General features: G+C 72.0%; 17 protein-coding genes and 1 pseudogene. 17 read left to right on the top strand and 1 reads right to left on the bottom strand.

Translation table 11 applies throughout. The features are described 5' to 3' along the window. The first annotated feature begins 291 nt into the window (after positions 1-291). The 12 genes and pseudogenes from R4I43_RS16725 to R4I43_RS16670 all read left to right on the top strand — a co-directional run bounded on the left by R4I43_RS16725 (position 292) and on the right by R4I43_RS16670 (position 13207). On the top strand, positions 292-1116 hold the full coding sequence (locus tag R4I43_RS16725) for a PhzF family phenazine biosynthesis protein (protein WP_324266548.1): 825 nt from the start codon (positions 292-294) through the stop codon (positions 1114-1116). 103 nt (positions 1117-1219) lie between these two features. After that, a pseudogene (locus R4I43_RS16720) lies at positions 1220-2394 on the top strand (CaiB/BaiF CoA transferase family protein). 70 nt (positions 2395-2464) lie between these two features. After that, positions 2465-3259, top strand: a complete 795-nt coding sequence (locus tag R4I43_RS16715) for a citryl-CoA lyase (RefSeq protein ID WP_324266547.1) — start codon at positions 2465-2467, stop codon at positions 3257-3259. A gap of 204 nt (positions 3260-3463) precedes the next feature. After that, positions 3464-4573, top strand: coding sequence for an NDMA-dependent alcohol dehydrogenase (locus R4I43_RS16710; protein ID WP_324266546.1), 1110 nt, complete (start codon positions 3464-3466; stop codon positions 4571-4573). Between the two features lie 18 nt (positions 4574-4591). Beyond that, positions 4592-6055 (top strand): aldehyde dehydrogenase family protein, encoded by a 1464-nt coding sequence (locus R4I43_RS16705; RefSeq protein WP_324266545.1) that lies wholly within the window; start codon positions 4592-4594, stop codon positions 6053-6055. 16 nt (positions 6056-6071) lie between these two features. Beyond that, the gene (locus R4I43_RS16700) at positions 6072-7025 is read left to right on the top strand and encodes a TIGR03560 family F420-dependent LLM class oxidoreductase (RefSeq protein ID WP_407691262.1); all 954 of its coding nucleotides are present in this window, start codon (positions 6072-6074) and stop codon (positions 7023-7025) included. Further along, positions 7022-8152 (top strand): NDMA-dependent alcohol dehydrogenase, encoded by a 1131-nt coding sequence (locus tag R4I43_RS16695; protein ID WP_324266543.1) that lies wholly within the window; start codon positions 7022-7024, stop codon positions 8150-8152. Before R4I43_RS16700 ends, R4I43_RS16695 begins: the two co-directional genes overlap by 4 nt. A 16-nt stretch (positions 8153-8168) precedes the next feature. Continuing rightward, the gene (locus tag R4I43_RS16690; RefSeq protein WP_324266542.1) at positions 8169-9458 is read left to right on the top strand and encodes a phenylacetate--CoA ligase family protein; all 1290 of its coding nucleotides are present in this window, start codon (positions 8169-8171) and stop codon (positions 9456-9458) included. A 12-nt stretch (positions 9459-9470) separates the two neighbouring features. Then, positions 9471-10019, top strand: a complete 549-nt coding sequence (locus tag R4I43_RS16685) for a UGSC family (seleno)protein (RefSeq protein ID WP_324266541.1) — start codon at positions 9471-9473, stop codon at positions 10017-10019. Then, positions 10016-11080, top strand: coding sequence for a hypothetical protein (locus R4I43_RS16680; RefSeq protein WP_324266540.1), 1065 nt, complete (start codon positions 10016-10018; stop codon positions 11078-11080). The genes R4I43_RS16685 and R4I43_RS16680 overlap by 4 nt, the downstream gene beginning before the upstream one ends. Then, a complete protein-coding gene (locus R4I43_RS16675) occupies positions 11080-12186 on the top strand; it encodes a zinc-dependent alcohol dehydrogenase (RefSeq protein WP_324266539.1) in 1107 nt (368 codons plus the stop codon). The genes R4I43_RS16680 and R4I43_RS16675 overlap by 1 nt, the downstream gene beginning before the upstream one ends. 16 nt (positions 12187-12202) lie before the next feature. Beyond that, positions 12203-13207: an amidohydrolase family protein gene (locus R4I43_RS16670; RefSeq protein ID WP_324266538.1), complete on the top strand. Its 1005-nt coding sequence runs from the start codon at positions 12203-12205 to the stop codon at positions 13205-13207. 1 nt (position 13208) lies between these two features. On the opposite strand, the gene R4I43_RS16665 is transcribed toward R4I43_RS16670, so the two are convergent. Beyond that, a complete protein-coding gene (locus R4I43_RS16665; protein WP_324266537.1) occupies positions 13209-14030 on the bottom strand; it encodes an IclR family transcriptional regulator in 822 nt (273 codons plus the stop codon). Between the two features lie 453 nt (positions 14031-14483). Between R4I43_RS16665 and R4I43_RS16660 the strand changes: the two genes are divergently transcribed. Genes R4I43_RS16660 through R4I43_RS16640 form a run of 5 tightly spaced genes read left to right on the top strand, consistent with a single transcriptional unit; the run spans position 14484 to position 20007 of the window. Then, the gene (locus R4I43_RS16660) at positions 14484-16115 is read left to right on the top strand and encodes an ABC transporter substrate-binding protein (protein WP_324266536.1); all 1632 of its coding nucleotides are present in this window, start codon (positions 14484-14486) and stop codon (positions 16113-16115) included. After that, the gene (locus tag R4I43_RS16655; RefSeq protein ID WP_324266535.1) at positions 16112-17119 is read left to right on the top strand and encodes an ABC transporter permease; all 1008 of its coding nucleotides are present in this window, start codon (positions 16112-16114) and stop codon (positions 17117-17119) included. Before R4I43_RS16660 ends, R4I43_RS16655 begins: the two co-directional genes overlap by 4 nt. Then, a complete protein-coding gene (locus R4I43_RS16650; protein ID WP_324266534.1) occupies positions 17106-17957 on the top strand; it encodes an ABC transporter permease in 852 nt (283 codons plus the stop codon). Before R4I43_RS16655 ends, R4I43_RS16650 begins: the two co-directional genes overlap by 14 nt. Beyond that, complete coding sequence (locus R4I43_RS16645) at positions 17954-18991, top strand: ABC transporter ATP-binding protein (protein WP_324266533.1); 1038 nt, start codon at positions 17954-17956, stop codon at positions 18989-18991. Before R4I43_RS16650 ends, R4I43_RS16645 begins: the two co-directional genes overlap by 4 nt. Continuing rightward, entirely contained in the window at positions 18988-20007 is a 1020-nt protein-coding gene (locus tag R4I43_RS16640) for an ABC transporter ATP-binding protein (RefSeq protein WP_324266532.1), read from the top strand. Before R4I43_RS16645 ends, R4I43_RS16640 begins: the two co-directional genes overlap by 4 nt. The last annotated feature ends 10 nt before the right edge of the window (positions 20008-20017 follow it).

The raw sequence follows: 20017 nt of genomic DNA, 5'->3' as shown, positions 1-20017 counted from the left end.
GAGACGGCGGTGCGCTTCGCACCCCGCTCGGCCGGGTAGGTGTCGGCGACGCGCGGCGTCAGCGCACCGTCCTCGACCTGCTGCCGGAGCGCGTCGAGCTCGTCGCGCTCCTGCCAGTGGTCCCGGACGAGGACCGGCGTGCCGCTCGGGCACGTCGTGGATCCCCAGCACTTCCGGACCGCCGAACTCGGTGAGACCCACAACACGCATGCCGAGCACAACCTCGCGCCCGGGCGCTATTCCGCGACGTCATATGCCTCACGCGTGAGCGGGCCGCTAAGGTTTGCGCCCATGCGCAGGTTCCAGCAGGTCGACGTGTTCACCGACACCCCCTACTACGGCAACCCGGTCGCCGTCGTGCTCGACGCGGAGGGCATGTCGGACGAGGCGATGCAACGGTTCGCGGCGTGGACGAACCTGTCGGAGACGACCTTCGTGCTGCCCGCGACGAGCCGGGACGCCGACTACCGGGTGCGGATCTTCACCCCCTCCGAGGAACTGCCCTTCGCCGGACACCCGACGCTGGGCACCTGCCACGCGTGGCAGGTGCTGCACGGTGAGCGCGAGACGGTGGTCCAGGAGTGCGGTGCCGGGCTGGTGACGGTCCGGCGCACCCGCGACGGTCTGGCCTTCGCCGCCCCTGCGCTGGTGCGGTCCGGGCCGGTCGAACCCGAGGTGCTGGAGCAGGTCGCCGCCGCCCTGGGCATCGACCGAGCCCAGATCGTCGACGCGCAGTGGGCGGACAACGGCCCCGGGTGGGTCGCGGTGCTGCTCGCCGACGCCGAGGCCGTGCTCGCGCTGACGCCGTCCTACCGGGACGACTGGAAGATCGGGGTGGCCGGGCCCCACCGGGCCGACGGGCCCGCCAGGTTCGAGGTGCGCGCGTTCGCGCCCCTGGGCGGAGGCGGCTGCGTGGAGGACCCCGTGACCGGCAGCCTCAACGCGTCGCTGGCGCAGTGGCTGCTGAGCTCGGGCCGGACGACCGCGCCGTACACGACCCGGCAGGGAACCGCTCTGGGCCGCGCCGGGGAGGTCCGGATCGACACCGACGACGAGGGCGCGATCTGGGTGGGCGGGAGCACGGTCACCTGCATCGACGGCACCGTCGAGATCTGAGGCGAATCCACCGGGAAGACCGCCGCATCGAGCCCCGGGTGCGTGAAAGACCTTGACTCGACGGCGAAATGCGACCAGGGTCGGGTGCGGACCGCTCGAGGTGATGTTCGTGGACGACCAGCAAACCGACAGCACCGACTCCGCCCCGGGCCCGCTGTCCGGGCTGCTGGTGGCGGACTTCTCCCGGATCCTCGCCGGGCCGTACGCCACGATGCTGCTGGCGAACCTGGGCGCCGAGGTGGTCAAGGTGGAGAGCCCGGGCGGGGACGACACCCGCACGTGGATGCCGCCGGAACGCGACGGCGTGTCGACCTACTACATGGCGATCAACCGCAACAAGCGCTCCATCGCGCTCGACCTCCACGACCCCGACGACCTCGACGCGGCGCGGGAACTGGCCCGGCGGGCCGATGTGCTGATCGAGAACTTCCGGCCCGGCGGGCTGGCCCGGTTCGGCCTGGACTACGAGTCCGCCTCGGCGGCCAACCCCGGCCTGGTCTACGCCTCGATCAGCGGTTTCGGCACGCACGAGGGCGCGGGCCTGGCCGGCTACGACCTGCTGGTGCAGGCCATGTCCGGGCTGATGAGCCTCACCGGCGATCCCGGCGGACCGCCGTACCGCTCGGGGATCTCGGTGTTCGACATCATGACCGGCATGCACGCGGCCATCGGTGTGCTGTCGGCGCTGCACCACCGGGCACCAGCGGCAGCGGCCAGCACGTCGAGGTGAACCTGCTGTCCTCGGCGTTGTCCGGCCTGGTCAACCACAGCACCGGCTACGTCGCGGGTGACACCGTGCCGCACCGCATGGGCAACGCCCACCCGAGCCTGTTCCCGTACGAGCCGCTGCCGACCGCCGACGACGACCTGATCGTCATCGCGGGCAACGACCGCCAGTTCGCCGCGCTGTGCTCGGTGCTCGGCCTCGACGAGCTGGTCGACGACGACCGGTTCCGGCACAACGACGACCGCACCCGCAACCGGGAGCAGCTGCGGCCGCTGCTGGAGGCCGCGCTCAGGCAGCGCCCCGCGCTGGAGTGGTGGCGCGCGCTCAGCCGCGCGGGCGTGGCGTGCGGACCGATCAACACCGTCGACGGGGGAGTGTCGCTGGCCGCCGAACTCGGCCTGGACCCGGTGGTGCGGGTCGGTGAGGGGGACCAGGCGGTCCCGATGATCCGCAACCCGATCGGTTTCAGCGACACACCGCCCCGGCACGTGCTGCCGCCCCCGGGGCTGGACCAGCACGGCGCCGAGATCCGCAGGTGGCTGAGCGAGTAGGTCCCGCCGCGCATTCGACGTGCCAGCCTCGAACCCGTCAGCAGCCCCGAGCGAACCAGGAGCAGGCGGCGTGAGCGTCGAACAACCGCGTTCTCCCACTTCGATCGGCACCTCGGACCCGACCACGATCACCCTCCTCGGACAGGACCTCGCCGCCGACCTGATGGGCACGATCTCCTTCGGCGAGCTCGCGTTCCAGCTCACCGCGCAGCGCAGGCCCACTGCGGGGCAGCTGCGGGTGTTCGAGGCGGTGCTGGTGGCGCTGGACGACCACGGCTTCACCCCGACGGCCATCGCCTCCCGGCTGACCCTGCTGTCGGCCCCGGAGTCCATCCAGGGCGCGATGGCCGCGGGCCTGCTCGGCGGCGGGTCCCGCTTCCTCGGCGTCACCGAGGACACCGCCCGGTTCCTGGCCGACACCCTCGCCGACAACGACACCCCGGAGACCCGGGAGGACTGGAACGACCTCGCCCGCAAGGCGATCCGCCAGCGCCGCGAACGCGACCAGCTCGTACCGGGCCTGGGCCACCCGGTGCACAAGATCGAGGACCCCCGCACCCCGGTGCTGATCCGCATCGCCCTCGAATCCGGCACGCACGGCCCGCACCTCGCCCTGTTCGAGGCGATCGGCGCGGTCGCCCCCGACGAGCTCGGCCGCCGGTTGCCCCTCAACGGCGCGGGCGTCTGCGGTGCCGCCCTGGCCGACCTCGGCCTGCCGGTGGAACTGCTGCGCGGCTACGCCCTGCTCGCCCGGGCCGCCGGCCTGCTGGGCCACCTGGCCGAGGAGATGCGCAACCCCGTCGCCCACGACATCTACCTCTCGGTGGACCGCAACGCCGAATACGTCGACCCGACCCAGAGCTGAGCCCGGAGGCCGCCGCTCGGAGATCGAGGTTCGTTGCGGTGGTGGGCTTTCCGCGACGCGGAACCGGTCTCGCTCGGTGCTGGTGCAACGGGGCATCGTGGGTGATGTCGCGGGTGAGCGCGATCACTCCCGGACAGGCCCGGGATCGCGAAGTCTCCTCCCCGCGCGGATGCGTCGTGCCGATCACCGAGGAACGGGGCCCACATGAGCATGACCACGCGTGCCGCCATCTGCCGGGAACCCGGACGGCCGTGGGAGATCACGGACGTCGAGCTCGACGAACCCGAGGCCAACGAGGTGCGGGTGCGGTTCCACGCCGCCGGCTTGTGCCACTCCGACGACCACATCCAGAAGGGCGACGCGTTCATGCGCTTCCCCGTGGTCGGCGGGCACGAAGGCGCCGGGATCGTGGAGGCCGTCGGCGAAGGCGTGACCCGCGTCGCGGTCGGCGACCACGTGGTGTGCTCGTTCATCCCGGCCTGCGGGTCCTGCCGGTACTGCTCCACCGGCCGCCAGAACCTGTGCGACGCCGGGAAGAACGCCTCCACCGGCATGTTCGCCGACGGCACCTTCCGGTTCCACCTCGACGGCGAGGACCTGGGCGGGCTGTGCGTGCTGGGCACCTTCTCCGAGCGCGCGGTGATCTCGGAGTTCTCCTGCATCAGGATCGCCGAGGAGATCCCGTTCGAAGTCGCCGCCCTGGTCAGTTGCGGGGTGCCCACGGGTTGGGGTTCGGCGGTGCACGCGGCGGGGGTGCGGGCCGGGGACACGGTGGTGATCTACGGAGCTGGGGGTGTGGGCAGCAACGCGGTGCAGGGGGCGCGTTTCGCCGGGGCGAAGAACGTGGTGGTGGTCGATCCGGTGGAGTTCAAGCGGGACATGGCGAAGGTCTTCGGTGCCACGCACACCTTCCCGGACGCGGCCTCGGCGCACGAGTTCGTCGTGGAAACCACCTGGGGCGAGCTGGCCGACCACGCCATCATCACCGTCGGCGTGCTGCACGACGCGGTCATCGACTCGGCGCTGCAGGTCGTCGGCAAGAGCGGCCAGGTCACCATCACCGCCGTCGGCAACGGCAGCATCGACGCCCCCGCCGGGATGTTCATCGGCTACCAGCGGCGAGTGCAGGGCGCCATCTTCGGCGGCTGCAACCCGCTGCACGACGTGCCCCGGCTGCTCGGCCTCTACCAGTCCGGAGACCTCAAGCTCGACGAGCTGATCACCCGCAAGTACCGGCTCGAGGACGTCAACCAGGGATACCAGGACATGTTGGACGGCAAGAACATTCGCGGCGTCGTCGTCCACGAGCAGTGACCAGCTAGGAGCCGATCAATGACGATTGCCCCAGCCGACCCCCTCGCCCCGCTGCCCGCACCCGAGGCCCACCTCATCGGCGGCGAGTGGGCCCCCGCCGCCGGCGGCGAGACCATCGAGGTCCGCAACCCGGCCACCGGCGCCGTTCTCGCGCGCGTCCCGCGCGGCGGCCCCGACGACGTGGACCGGGCCGTGCGCGCCGCCGAAGCCGCCTTCCCCGCCTGGCGGGACACCAACGCCACCGCCCGCGGCGAACTCATCACCGCGTGGGCGCGGCTCGTCGAGCAGCACGAGACCGAGATCGACCAGCTGGAATCCCAGGAGGTCGGCCGGCCGCACTGGGGCCCGCCGCCGATGGCGCGGATCCTGAAGTTCCTCGCCGGCCAAGCCGACAAGGTCTCCGGCCTGTCGCTGCCCACCTACACGCCCGACGCGATCGGGCTGACGCTGCGCGAACCCTACGGCGTCGTGGGCAGCATCATCCCCTGGAACGCGCCCGGCCCGATGTTCGTCAACGACGTGGGCGCGGCCATCGCCGCGGGCAACACCATCGTCGTCAAACCCGCCGAGGACGCCCCGCTCACCCCGCTGCTGCTAACCCGGCTGGCGCTGGAGGCGGGGATCCCGCCCGGCGTGGTCAACGTCGTCACCGGCTACGGCACCGAAGCGGGCGCGGCGATCCCCGCCCATCCCGGGATCCGGCGGATGAGCTTCACCGGCTCCCCGGATACCGGATCGGCCGTGATGAGCGCCTGCGCCCGAAACCTGGTGCCGCTGCACCTGGAACTGGGCGGCAAATCCCCGCAGGTGATCTTCGACGACGCCGACCTCGACGCCGCGATCCCGCAGATCGTCAACGGCATCACCCTCAACACCGGCCAGATCTGCGCCGCCGGGTCACGGGTGGTCGTGCAGCGCTCGGTGCACGCCGAGGTGGTGCGCCGGCTCGCCGAGGAGATGCGCGCGGTCACCATCGGGCCCTGGCACGCACGGGTCCGCATGGGCCCGCTGATCAGCGCCGAGCAGCGCGAACGGGTTCTGGGCTACATCGACTCCGGCCGGGAGGAAGGCGCCGAGCTCGTCACCGGTGGCGGCGTTCCCGACGGCTTCGACCAGGGCTACTTCGTGCAGCCGACCCTGTTCGACCAGGTGCGGCCGGACATGCGCATCGCCCGGGAGGAGATCTTCGGGCCGGTGCTGTCGGTCATCCCGGCCGACGACGAGCAGCACGCCCTCGACATCGCCAACGGCACCGACTACGGCCTGGTCGCCTCGGTGTGGACCAGGGACGTCGGGCGCGCCGTGCGCATGTCGAGAGGACTGCAGGCCGGGCAGGTCGCCGTCAACGCCGCGCTGGGTGCCGGTGTCATCGGCGGGCCGTTCGGCGGGTACAAGCGCAGCGGGTTCGGCCGCACGATGGGCGCCGACGCCGTGCTGGAGCACACGCAGGTCAAGACGGTGGCGTTCCGTGGCACCGCGTGAGCCCGGCCGGGTCCGGATGCGGGTGCTCATGGAACCCCGCCACGGAGCCCGCTACGCCGACATCCTGGCGCTGGCGCTGGCCACCGAGCGGGCCGGGTTCGAGGCGTTCTTCCGCTCCGACCACCTGCTCGGCGTCGACCCGCACGACCCCGAGTACCGGCCCACCGACTGCTGGACGACCCTGGGCGGACTGGCCCGCGACACCAGCCGCGTCCGCCTCGGATCGCTGGTCACCGCGGCCACGTTCCGACCACCGGGGCTGCTGGCCACCATCGTCGCCTCGGTCGACGAGATGAGCGGCGGACGCATCGAGCTCGGCATCGGAACCGGCTGGTACGGCAGGGAGCACGACGCCTTCGGACTCGGATTCCCCGCCACCGGGCAGCGTTTCGACCGGCTCGACGAGGCGCTGGCCATCATCACCGGCCTGTGGGCCACCGAACCCGGTGCCGAACCAGGTTTTTCCTTCGCCGGCGAGCACTTCCGCATCGACGACAACCGCACGCCACCGCGCCCCGCCCAGCGGCCGGGACCTCCGATCATCATCGGTGGCGCCGGGCCGAAGCGAACCCCGGCCCTGGCCGCGCGCTACGCCACGGAGTTCAACGGGGCGCTCGGCGGTGACCTGCGGGAGCGCTACGCGATCTTCGACCGCGCCTGCGAGGTGATCGGCCGCGATCCCGGCCAGGCCGGGCACTCCGCGGTGCTCCCGGTCGCCTGCGGCACCACCAGCGCCGACGTCCAGCGGCGCGCCGAGGTCATCGGCTCGGAGTTCATGCGCACCCACGCCGCCATCGGCACCCCGCAACACCTCACCGACCGGATCGCAGAACTCGCCGGAATCGGTGCCGACACCGTCTACCTGCACATCTACGACGTCCACGACCTCGACCAGATCGCGCTGATCGGTGCCGAGGTGCTGCCGCACGTGCCCGGTGCGGCACGGCCGGAAACGGGGGTCACCTCATGACCGTCACCGAGACCACCACCACGCGCGCCGCCATCGCCCGCGGCCCGCACCACGGCTGGGAGCTCGCCGAGCTCACCCTCGACGAACCCCGCTCGCACGAGGTGCGGGTGCGGTTCCACGCCGCCGGGTTGTGCCACTCCGACGACCACATCACCCAGGGCGATGCGCCCGTGCGGTTCCCGATCGTCGGCGGGCACGAAGGCGCCGGGATCGTGGAATCCGTCGGACCGGACGTGCGGCGGGTCCAACCCGGCGACCGCATCGTCTGCTCCTACATCCCCGCCTGCGGCGCGTGCCGGCCGTGCTCGACCGGGCACCAGAACATGTGCGTGAAGGGCCTCAACGCGGGCACCGGCATGTTCCTCGACGGCACCTTCCGGTTCCACCTCGATGGCGAGGACCTGGGCGGTTTCTGCACCCTGGGCACCTTCTCGCAGCGCGCGGTGGTCTCGGAGTGGGCGTGCGTGCCGCTGGCCGAGGACATCCCCTTCGAGATCGGCGCCCTCGTCGGCTGCGGGGTGCCCACGGGTTGGGGTTCGGCGGTGCATGCGGCCGGAGTGCGCGCCGGGGACACGGTGGTGATCTACGGGTCGGGCGGTGTGGGCAGCAACGCCGTGCAGGGCGCGCGTTTCGCCGGGGCGAAGAACGTCGTGGTGGTCGACCCGGTGGAGTTCAAGCGGGACATGGCGAAGGTCTTCGGTGCCACCCACACCTTCCCGGACGCGGCCTCGGCGCACGAGTTCGTCGTGGAAACCACCTGGGGGCAGCTGGCCGACCACGCCATCTGCACCCCCGGCGTGCTCTCCGAGGAGGTCGTGAACGCGGCCGTGCAGGTCGTCGGCAAGGGCGGCAAGGTCACCATCACCGCCGTCGGCAAGCTCGGCGAGAACACCGTGCACGTCCACGCCGGCAACACCATCAGCTACCAGCGCCAGATCCGCGGCGCCCTGTTCGGCGACTCCAACCCGCTGCACGACATCCCGCGGCTCCTCGGGCTCTACCGCTCCGGGGACCTCAAGCTCGACGAACTGGTCACCCGCAAGTACCGGCTGGAGCAGATCAACGACGCCTACCAGGACATGGCCGACGGCAAGAACATCCGCGGCGTCATCGTCCACGACTCCTAGTCACCGGAGGATCACCTTGGTCACGCCGAGCTTCGCAGCGCCCGACGACCGCGACGCCGTGTTCGAACTGCTCCGGGCCCAGCTGGAAGGACTGCCCGCGCGATCCCCGTTCTACGCCGAGAGGTTCGCCGAGCACGGCATCACCCCCGCGGCGTTCGACTCGCTGGAAGACCTGGCGAAGTTCCCGTTCACCACCAAACCGATGCTGCGCGACTCGCAAGCCGCCCAACCACCGCTGGGCCGCCACGCCGGGGCGGACCTCACCGAGGTGGTGCGGGTGCACGCCTCCACCGGCACCACCGGCACCCCCAGCTGGGTGGGGGTCACCCGGCGAGACGCGTCGGCCTGGACCGAGATGGTCGCCCGCGCCTTCCGCACGATGGGAGCCACCAGCGACGACGTCGTCGTGCACGCCGCCGGTCTCACCCTGTTCGTCGGTGGGCTCCCGGTGCGCGACGCGTTCGAACGCATCGGCTCGACCTTCGTGCCCATCGGCACCGGGGCCTCCGAGAAGGTCGTGCAGGCCGTGGAAACCCTCGGCGTCACCGCCCTGCACTCCACGCCGTCCTACGCCCGCTACCTCGCCGAGCACCTGCGGGCGCGCGGGCGCGACCCGAAGGAGTTCGGGCTGCGGCGCATCTTCGTCGGCGGTGAACCCGGCGGCGGAGAACCCGCCTTCCGCGAGCACGTCGAGCGGGAGTGGGGCGCCCCGGTCACCGAAGGACTCGGCAACGCCGACATGGCCCCCGTCCTGTTCGGCGAACGCCCGGGGACCGGCGGCATGCGCTTCACCGGTGGCCGGCACGTCCTCGTCGAGCTCGTCGACCCCGACAGCGGGGAGGTGATCGTGCCCGAAACCGGTGCGCGCGGCGAACTCGTCTACACCTCGGTGGACCGGGAGTGCTGCCCGCTTGTGCGGTTCCGCACCGGGGACCGGGTGGTGGTCACCGAGGTCGCCGCCGACGGGATGCCGCTGATCCGCTGCTTCGGCCGCACCGACGACATGCTCATCGTCCTCGGCGTCAACGTGTTCCCCTCGGCGATCCGCGACCTCGTGCAGGCCATGCACCCGCGCACCACCGGGGCCATCCAGGTCGTGCTGCCCGCGCCAGGGCCGCGCGTGGAACCGCCGCTGCGCGTCGACGTCGAGTGGGGCGAGCAGGCCGGTGACCACGCGGAGCTGACCCGCCACGTCGAGGACACCATCCGGGCCCGGCTGTCGGTGCGCGCCCGGGTTCACCTGGTGCCGCCGGGATCGGTCGAGCGGTCCGAGATGAAGACCCGCCTCACCCGCGTCGAGAGCTGAGAGGAGCCGACGTTGCCCAACACCATCCTGGACCCCACCGGGCGGGCGAGCACCGCTGCCGCGGTGGGGGAGACGAAGCTCGCCGCCCGCCCGGCCGAGCTGGCCGGTGCCCGCATCGGGCTGCTGGAGAACACCAAGCAGAACGCCGGACTGCTGCTGACCGAGATCGCCGAGCTGCTGCGCACCGAGCACGGCGCTGCCGGCGTCGAAATCCACCGCACCAAACGCCTCTTCGCGCAACCCGCGCCGGCGGAGCTGGTCGCCGAGTACACCGGGAACTGCGACGTGGTCGTCACCGGTGTCGGCGACTGCGGTTCGTGCAGCGCATCGGCCGTGGCCGACGGACTGCTGTTCGAGCGGGCCGGGCTTCCCGCGGCGGTGATCTGCAGCGACGCGTTCGTGGCCACCGCGGACGCGATGGCCGAGCTGCGCGGGCACCCCGGCTACCGCTACGTCACCACCGCCCACCCGGTCGCGATCCTCACCCCGGAGCAGGTGCGGCAGCGGGCCCGGGACGTGCTGCCCGCCGTCCTGGCGCTGCTGACCGGAGCGGGCTCGTGACCGGGCCCGATCCCGACCTCGCCCAGGAGGCCATCGAGCACTGCTACCAGCACGACTGGTCCGACGGGCTGCCGCTGGTGCCCGCCTCGCAGCCGCTGGTGGACCGCTTCCTCGCCGAGGTCGACCGCGCACCCGACGCGGAGATCGGACGGTTGCCGCAGTTCGAACGCGTCGTGACCGTGGAACTGGCCGCCATCAACGCCGCGATGGCCGGCTGCCGCCCGGAGTACTTCCCGGTGGTGCTGGCCGCGTGGGAGGCGCTGATGCGGGAGCGGGCCGCCACCGGCGGCGGCTGGCAGTCCACCAGCGGCCCCGCGCCGCTGATCGTGGTCAACGGCCCGGTGCGGGAACGGCTCGGCTTCAACCGGGCCGGCGGAGCGTTCGGCCCCGGGTTCCGCGCCAACGCCACCGTGGCGCGGGCCATCGGCCTGATCGTGCGCAACGTCTTCGGCGTGCACCCGCACGTGCTCGAACAGGCCACCCAGGGACTGCCGGGCCGGTGGCAGATCTGCCTCGCCGAGAACGAGGAGGAATCGCCCTGGGAATCCCTCGCCGAGGAGACCGGCGCCCCGGCGGGTGCTTCGGCCGTGTCGGCGACCCTGCTGCGGACCTGCGAGTTCGTCGACAACCGGCACACCAGCGACCCCGAGCAGCTGCTCGCCGACTTCGCCGACACGATCTCGCGCACCGGGTCCTGGATCTTCCGGCACGCCGGAGCGGGCGTCGTGTTCTGCCCCGAGCACGCCCAGCTGCTCGCCGCCGCCGGGTTCGGCAAGGCCGACGTGCGCAGCTGGCTGGTCGAGCGCTGCGGGCGCAGCGTCGGCGACCTGGCCGCCGTCGGCAAGGACGGGCTCGGCGACAACGGCGTCCGGCACGCCGACGGCACCCGGCTCGAGGCGTTCGACCCGCTGCTGCCCGCCGATTCCCGCACCCACCTGCCCCTGCTGGTGGCCGGGGCGCGCAACGCCGGGATCTCGATGGTCGTGCGGCTGTTCGGCGAGTGGTCGGGCACGTCCGCGCGGATCGACGACCCACCCCCACACCGAACTGGAGGGCAGTGATGAGCGAGAAGGTGCGCGCCGCCGTGCAAACCGGGCCGCGGAAGATCGAGATCCGCGAGTTCGACCGCCCCGCGATCGGCGCCGACGACGGGTTGCTGCGGGTGGAGGCCAACGGCATCTGCGGCAGCGACGTCGAGATGTACAACGGCCACATGACGATGCGCGGCGGGTTCCCGGTCATCCCCGGCCACGAACCGATGGGCATCATCGAGGAGATCGGCGACGCGGCGGCCGAGCGCTGGGGGGTGCAGCCCGGCGACCGCGTGGCGCTGGAGGTCATCGTCCCGTGCCGGGTCTGCGGCGACTGCCTCACCGGCCGCTACCAGGGCTGCAAGAACCGCACCATCGGGCACGGGGTCACCGGCATCGACGTCGCGCCGAGCCTGTGGGGCGGCATGGCCGAACACCTCTACCTGACGCCGAACGCGATCCTCCACAAGATCGACGCCACGCTGCCCGCCGAGGTCGCGGCCATGTTCAACCCGCTGGGCGCCGGGGTGCGCTGGGCGGCCAAGCTCGGGGGCGTCCAGCTCGGCGACACCGTGGTGGTGCTCGGCGCGGGCCAGCGCGGCATCGCCGCCGTCATCGCCGCCCGCGCCGCCGGAGCCGGCACGATCATCATCACCGGTCTGGCCGCCGACGCCCACAAGCTGGCCCTGGCCGCGGAGTTCGGCGCCGACCACACCATCACCGTCGACGGCGACGCCGCCGAGGACACCGTCCAGCGGGTCACCGAGATCACCGGCGGCGCGATGGCCGACGTGGTCCTGGAGCTCACCCCGATGGCCGCGCAACCGGTCACCGACGCGCTGCTGGCCGCCAAGCACGGCGGCCGGGTCGTGCTGGCCGGGCTGAAGGGCAACCGCGAGGTGCCGCTGCGCACCGACCTGATCATCAACCGAGCCCTGCAGGTCTTCGGCGCGTTCGGCGTCGACGCCGAGTCCAACGCCGCCGCCATCCGCCTCATCGAGTCCCGCAGGTTCCCGCTGGAGAAGCTGCACACACACACCTTCGGCCTCGAAGACACCGCCCTCGCGATGGAAACGCTCGCCGGGGAGGTGGAAGGCGAAGCGCCCGTGCACGTTTCCGTCCACCCCCACCGCTGAACCGCCGGAGGACCCCGTGCTGGTCGACACGCACGCGCACCTGCTGCCCCACGACTACCCGGCCGACGCACCGGACTGCTTCCCGCGCATGGAACCGATCGACGGTGACAGCGCGCGGACGCTGCTGTTCGGGGCGATGCGGTTCCGGGCCAGGGACGTGTTCTTCAACGCCGAGCGGCGCATCGAGGCGCAGGACGCCGCGGGCGTGGACCTCGAGGTGCTCAGCCCGATGCCACCGCTGCTGCGCTACGACCTGCCGCCGGCCGACGGGATGTCGCTGGCCCGGCACGTCAACGAGTTCACCGCCGCGCTCTGCCGAACGCACCCGCACCGGCTGGTGGGGCTGGGCATGGTGCCGCTGCAGGACCCGGAGTCGGCCGCGGCGGAGCTCACCGCGATCCGCGACCAGGGCTTGCGCGGTGTGGAGATCGCCTCCAACGTCGCCGGCGAGTCCATCGGTGACGAGCGGTTCCTGCCGTTGTTCGCCGAGGCCGAACGGCTCGGGCTGGCGGTGTTCGTGCACGCCATGCCCACCGCGACCGACCGCCTCCCGCAGTCCGCGATGGGCACCTACGTCGTGGGCCTGGAGGGGGCGCTGGGGGCGTCGTCGCTGGTGGCGGGCGGGACCGCGGCCAAGTGCCCGGAGCTGCGCATCGCCTTCAGCCACGCCGCCGGCGGCTATCCGTTGATGCTGCCGCGCGCCCAGTACTTCTGGGGCGGTTCCTGGAACGAGGAACCGGTCGACCTCGACCGGGCCGTGGCGCCCGACGACGGCCCGTCCCCGCTGGAGTTCGCGCGGCGCTTCTACTACGACTCCCTGGTGTTCGACCACCGCGCCATCCGTTACCTGATCGACCTGCTCGGCGCGGACCGGCTGCTCGTCGGCTCCGACTTCCCGGCCATGCCGCGCGAGGACCCGGCGGGCCGCACCCTGCGCGGCATGCACCTGCCCGAGCAGGTGCTGCGGCAGATCACCTGCGACAACGCCTTCACCTGGCTGGGGATGGATCCGCCGGGCTGACCTACTGCCTGGGCACCGGCCGCAGCGGCAACCTGCGGCCGGGATCCAGCGCCCGGGAGATCGCGCGGGACGCCTGGGTCAGCAGCGCGGTGAGTTCGCGCGGGCGGGCGTCGGCGCTTTCGACCACGACGCTGATCGCGGCGATGACCTCGCCGCGCGGGCTGTGCACCGGCACCGCCACCACCATGTCCGGCAGCGTGATCTGCCCGCGCGCCACCGCCACGCCCGTCTGCCGGATCTGCGCCAGGTTGCGCCGCAGCTCCGTCGGGTCGACGACCGTCAGCGCCGAGAACCGCTCCAGCGGTGCGGCCAGCACCTGCTCCTGCAGCTGCGAGTCGGCGAAGGCCAGCAGCACCAGCCCGGTGCCGGTCACGTGCATCGGCCAGCGGTCGCCGGTGCGGCTCGACACCGGGTTGCGCACCCGCGCGCGGATCGCCTCGACGTAGACGACCTCCACGCCGTCGCGGACGCCGAGGTGCACGTTGCCGCGGGTGATCTGGTGCAGGTCCTGCAGGTAGGGGAACGCGGCCTCGCGCAGCTCCAGGCCGCGCGGCGCCAGCGCCGAGAGCTCCAGCAGCCGCAGCCCCACCGAGTAGCGGCCTTCGCCGTCGCGTTCCAGCGCGCCCCAGCTGAGCAGCTCGCGCACCAGCCGGTGCGCGGTGGGCAGCGTCAGGCCCGCGCGGCGGGAGATCTCGCTGAGCGACAGGGTCCGGTGCCGGGGCCCGAACGCGTCGAGCACCGCCAGCACCTTCCCGGCCGCGGTGGGCCTGCGCTCGCCCGGGTCTTGCGCTGTCGTGGTGTCCACATCCGGTGCAACCGTCATCACGCCGACCCCTTTGTCAACGTCGCCAGCTCGAACGCCTGGTGCCTCCGCTACAGTCTTGCCAGCTCGGTCGCGACGTCACAAGGGAAGCGGACCGCTTTCGGCCACCTCCGCCGCAACTTCGCACCCCTCCCGCGACAAACGACGTAGGACCGCTACGGCCATCGGGGGCGTGCGCCGTTGGCCCGGCCGCAACCACCGGTGGGCGGACGGGCCGGGTGTGAACTTTCCCTTTCGTCCCGCGAAAGCAGCCTGCACCGCATCGGCTGGGTTGGTGACTCTGTAGCGGCGAGAAGGTGAGCGCAGTCACTGCCGACGCGATGGTGAAAGCTCCTGGAGTACCGCCGCGTTCGCGCAACGCTCGCCCCACCACGGATCGGCAGCGGCGCCGTTGAACGAGCGTTCCCGCGCCGGTTCGCAACCCGAAGCGGGAGTGCTCAGGTGAGAAGCAGAATGCGACCGCGGGCAGCGAAGCGGGTTCCCTCGACGAGAGCATCACTGATCCCGGCCGTGCTGTCGCTGCTGCTGGTGGCCACCGCCTGCGGCAGCGGCGGCGGAGCCGTGGACGCCCGGCCCTCCGGGCCGCCGCAGCGCGGCGGTGAGCTCACCGTGCTGGCCGACGCCAGCTTCGGCGGCGGGTGGCCCACCGGGCTCGATCCGGCGACCAACACCACCGGCGGCGCCAACATCTCCCAGATGTTCGCCGTCTACGGCGGGCTGTTCCAGCTGCGCGCCCGCAACGACGACGGCAGCGGCGCCGAGGTGGTGCCGCACCAGGCCGAGAGCTACGAGCTGCTCGACGGCGGGCGCAACGTGCGCATCACGCTGCGCGAAGGCCTCCGGTTCTCCGACGGCACCCCGATGGACGCCGAAGCGGTCGCGTTCAACCTGCGCCGCGCCATGAGCTCGCCGTGCACCTGCCGGCCGGCCTGGCCGCTGGCCGACAACGGCGTGAGCGTGGAGGACCCGCGCACCGTGGTGCTGCACTTCACCCGCCCCTACGGCGCGGCGATCAACAGCATGCCGACCTCCAACGCGAACTGGATCGCCTCGCCCACGGCGCTGCGGCAGCTGGGGGAGGAGGCCTTCAAGATCACCCCGGTGGGTGCGGGCCCGTTCGTCGTGGAGTCCAACAAGCTCTCCTCGGAACTGGTGCTCAAGCGCAACCCCGACTACTTCGAACCGGGCCTGCCCTACCTGGACAAGCTCACCTTCAAATCCATCGGCGGCGACCAGCCCGCCTACCAGGCGCTGCTGGCCGGGCAGGCCCAGGCCTACGAGGGGCTCAACACCACGCCGCTGCTCGAACAGGCCCGCAGCAGCGGCAGACTCGTGGTCACCGCGCAGCCGCCGACCTCGCCCTACGTCGTGCAGCTCAACACCGAGGCCGCGCCGTTCAACGACAAGCGCGCCCGCGACGCCATCTACGCCGCCACCGACTTCCGGGCCATCTCCCAGGGCCTGTTCCGCGGCCAGTACCCGGTCAGCCAGTCCTTCACCGGGGCAGGTGGGCTGTTCCACCGCGACACCGTCGAGGGCTACCCACCGCACGACCCCGCCCGCGCCAGGCAGCTGGTCGCCGAGATGGGCGGGCTGACCGTCGAACTCGGCACCCTCGGCAACTACGTGGCCCAGCAGGTGATGACCGCGCTGCAGACCCAGTGGCAGCAGGCCGGCATCAAGGTCAACGTCCACAAGTACGAACTGTCCACATTGGTCCAGCAGTTCAACTCCGGGAAGTGGCAATCGATGCTGCAGACCGCAGGCGCCTGGGACCCGGCGTCGGGAGTGGGCGTGGCGTTCCGGTTCAACTCCGCCTCCCCGTTCAGCGGGGTGTCGGACCCGGCGCTGGACGAGCTGCTCAACAGCGCCGCCGCCACCGCCGATCCCGCCCAGCGCCAAGCGCTCTACGACCAGGCGGGCAAGCACATCAGCGCCAACGCCTACGCCCCGTTCGGCCTGGCCTTCGCCCCGGCCAACCTCGCCACCGAGGGGGTCCACGGGCCGGGCCTGACCACCAAGATCCCGCCGATGCTGGTCAACAGCGGCATCTTGTGGGACGAGGTCTGGAGGGAGCGGCAGTGACCGCCGCCGTGGCCACCCGGCCCCGCCTGGCCCGGGTCACCTCCTCACCGAGCCTGCGGCTGATCGGCAAGCGGGTGCTGATGGCCGTGCCGATCCTGCTCGGGGTGAGCGTGCTGACCTTCTGGGTGCTCAACCTCATCCCCGGCAGCGCCGCCCAGCAGCTCCTCGGCGCCGAAGCGACCCCGGAGCAGATCCGAGCGCTGGAACAGCAGCTCGGCCTCGACCGGCCCGCCCCCGTGCGCTACCTGCAGTGGCTGGGCGCGGCCGTCACCGGCGACCTGGGCACCTCGATGGTCAGCGGCCAGCCCGTCACCGGCCTGCTCGGCGACCACCTGGCCGTCAGCGGTGAACTGCTGGCGCTGGCGTTCCTGTTCTCCCTCGGCGCGGCCGTGCCGGTGGCGCTGCTGGCCGCGTTCCGGCCCCACGGTTGGTTCGACCGGCTGAGCATGCTGGTGAGCATCACCGGGCTGTCGGTGGCCAACTACGTCCTGGCGCTGCTGCTGGTGCTGGTGTTCGCGGTGAACATGGCGGTGTTCCCCGCCATCGGGTTCATCCCCCTGTCGGAGAGCGTCGGCGGCAACCTGCACTCGCTGGTGCTGCCCGCGCTCGGCCTGGGCATCCCGCTGTTCTGCATGTACACCCGGTTCCTGCGCGGCGATCTGGTGGACCAGCTGCAGGGGGAGGACTACATCACCACCGCGCGGGCCAAGGGCATCGGGCCGTGGCGGGTGCTGCTGCTGCACGCGTTCCGCAACTCCGCGTTCGGGCTGATCACCGTCGTCGGCCTCAACCTCGGTACCTTGATCGGCGCCACCGTGATCATCGAGCAGATCTTCGCGCTGCCCGGGCTCGGGCAGCTGCTGCTGCAGGCCATCAACACCCGCGACTACGTGGTGGTGCAGGCCTGCGTCGTGCTGTTCGCCGTGGTCACCGTCGCCGCGAACCTGCTCGCCGACCTGCTCTACGCCGTGCTCGACCCGAGGATCCGCTATGGCAGTCGCTGAAGCCCTCCCCGTCCAGGCGCCGCGGCCGGCCTGGTCCCGCAACCTGCCGATCGTGCTGCCCGCGGCCGTGGCCGCGCTCATGGTCGCCGCCTGCTTCCTGGGCCCGTGGGTGCTGCCGTTGGCGCCGCCGACCGGCGGCAACGTGCTGGAGTCCTACCTGCCGTCGTTCACGCCCGGGCACCTGCTGGGCACCGACCCCAACGGCAACGACATCCTCTCCCGCGTGCTGCACGGCGGGCAGTCCTCGCTGACGGTGGCGGTGTCGGTGAACGTGCTGGGGCTGCTGGCAGGCGGGAGCCTCGGCGCCCTGTCGGGTCACCTCGGCGGGATCGGCGACACCATCATCATGCGGTTGCTGGACGTGCTCATCGCGTTCCCGTCGCTGGTGCTGATCCTCGCCGTGGCCCAGAGCCTGGGACCGAGCCAGACCAACACGATCCTGGCGCTGGCGTTCTTCAGCGTTCCCGCCTTCGCCCGCATCTCGCGCGCGGCGACCCTGCGGTTGCGGGAGCAGCCGTTCATGGCCGCCGCCGAGCTGTGCGGCACGCCGGGCTGGCGCATCCTGCTGCGGCACGTGGCACCCAACATCATCCCGCAGCTGACGACCTTCGCGATGCTGGGCATGGGGCTGATCATCGTCATCGAAGGCGCCCTGAGCTTCCTCGGACTCGGCATCCAGCCACCCGCCCCGAGCTGGGGCAACATGATCGCCCAAGGCCAGCAGAGCCTGTCGGCCACGCCGATGCTGGTGGTGTGGCCGTGCCTGGCGCTGTTCGTGACCGTGCTGGCGTTCAACCTGCTCGGTGAATCCCTGCGATCCCGCTGGAGCGGCGAATGAGCATCGATCGCGCCACCCGAACCCAGGAGTCCACATCGGAGTCATCGGAAACCGCGCCGCTGCTGGAGGTCTCGGACCTGCGCGTGCGGTTCAGCCGCCGCGGCAGGCACGTGCACGCCGTCAACGGGCTGTCCTACCGGCTGCGCCCCGGCCGGATGCTGGCGATCGTCGGCGAGTCCGGGTCCGGCAAGAGCGTCAGCGTCCGCTCCCTGATGGGTCTGCTGCCGCCGACCGCGCAGGTGAGCGGATCGGCCCGCTTCGACGGCGTGGAACTCGTCGGCATGCCCGACAAGCAGCTGCGCCGGTACCGCGGCGCCGACATCGCGATGGTCTTCCAGGACCCGGCCCGGTCGCTGAACCCCACCATGCGCGTCGGTAACCAGATCACCGAAGCCATCCGCGCCCACAGCGACGTCGACCGGGCGCGGGCGCGCGAACGCGCGGTGGAACTGCTGCGGCTGGTGCGGCTGGCCGCACCCGAGCAGCGCTTCCACGAATACCCGCACCAGCTCTCCGGTGGCATGCGGCAGCGGGTGATGATCGCCATCGCGCTGGGCGCTGAGCCCCGGTTGCTCATCGCCGACGAGGCGACCACCTCGCTGGACGTCACCACCCAGGCCCAGATCATGGAACTGCTGCTGGACCTGCAGGAACGGCTGAACATGGCGGTCATCCTGATCAGCCACGACCTCGGGCTGGCCGCCTCCTACGCCCAGGACGTCATCGTCATGTACGCCGGGCGCGCCGTCGAGCGCGCCGCCACCGCCGACCTCTTCGAGCACGTCCGGATGCCGTACACGCGCGCCCTGCTCGGCGCGATCCCGGTGCTGGAACGGCAAGCCCACACCCTGCTCCCGGTCATCCCCGGCCAGCCGCCCGACCTCGGCGCGCTGCCGCAGGGCTGCCCGTTCCGGCCTCGCTGCTCCGAGGCCACCGAGCGGTGCAGCGAGGAACCGCCGTTCGCCGAGCACGAGCCCGGGCACTGGTGGGCCTGCTGGCACCCGGCCACCGACCAGGAGGAGGCGAGCGCATGACGGCGGTGGCAGACCGACCGGCGACCGACCCGGCCCGCACCGGCGAACCGCTGCTGCGGGTCCGCAACGTCGTGCAGCAGTTCACCTCCCGAGGTGCCGGGGGAGTCAAGGGCGGCACCGTGCACGCCGTGTCGGGCGTGTCGTTCGACATCCACCCCGGCGAAACCCTCGGCGTGGTCGGCGAAACCGGCTCCGGGAAGTCCACGCTGGCCAGATCGATCCTGCAGTCGCCCCGGCCGCGCTCCGGCGAGGTGATCTTCCAGGGCGCCGACCTGATGCGGCTGCGCCGGCGGGCGCTGGTGGAGGCCCGCCGGGAGCTGCAGATGGTCTTCCAGGACCCGTTCGGTTCGCTCAACCCGCGCTGGCGCGTCACCGAGCTCGTCGAAGAACCCCTGCTCGGCTACGGGATGCGCAGCGCCGAAGCCCGCCGCAGGCGCGTCGGCGAACTCCTCGACCTCGTGGGCCTCGACCCGGCCACCTACGGTCGCCGCAAACCCAAGGAGCTCTCCGGCGGTCAGTGCCAGCGCGTGGCGATCGCCCGCGCCATCGCCCTCAACCCCGCGCTGGTGATCTGCGACGAGGCGGTGTCCTCGCTGGACGTGCTGGTGCAAGCGCAGGTGCTCAACCTCTTCGAGAACCTGCGCCGCGAACTCGGCCTGTCCTACCTGTTCATCTCCCACGACCTGGCGCTGGTCAAGCAGGTCAGCGACCGGGTCGCGGTCATGCACCTCGGCCAGATCGCCGAGATCGGCCCGGCCGAATCGCTCTACCGGCATCCGCACCACCCCTACACCGCGGCGCTGCTGGCCTCCATCCCCGGCCTGGCACCCGGCGCGGGCAGGGCGCAGGGGCGCTCGGCGCCGCTGAGCGGAGAACCGCCGTCGCCGCTGGATCCGCCGAGCGGCTGCCGGTTCCGCACCCGCTGCCCCGCGGCGCAAGAGCGCTGCGAGCGGGAGCAGCCGGTGCTGCGCGAGCACGCGCCGGGACACCGGGCGGCCTGCCACTTCCCGCGGTGACGGGGTTGTC

Source organism: Saccharopolyspora mangrovi (assembly GCF_035320975.1).
GTDB classification, from domain to species: Bacteria; Actinomycetota; Actinomycetes; order Mycobacteriales; family Pseudonocardiaceae; genus Saccharopolyspora; species Saccharopolyspora mangrovi.
Note: the sequence above shows the minus strand (reverse complement) of the source record. Positions and strands in the feature narration are given on the sequence as shown.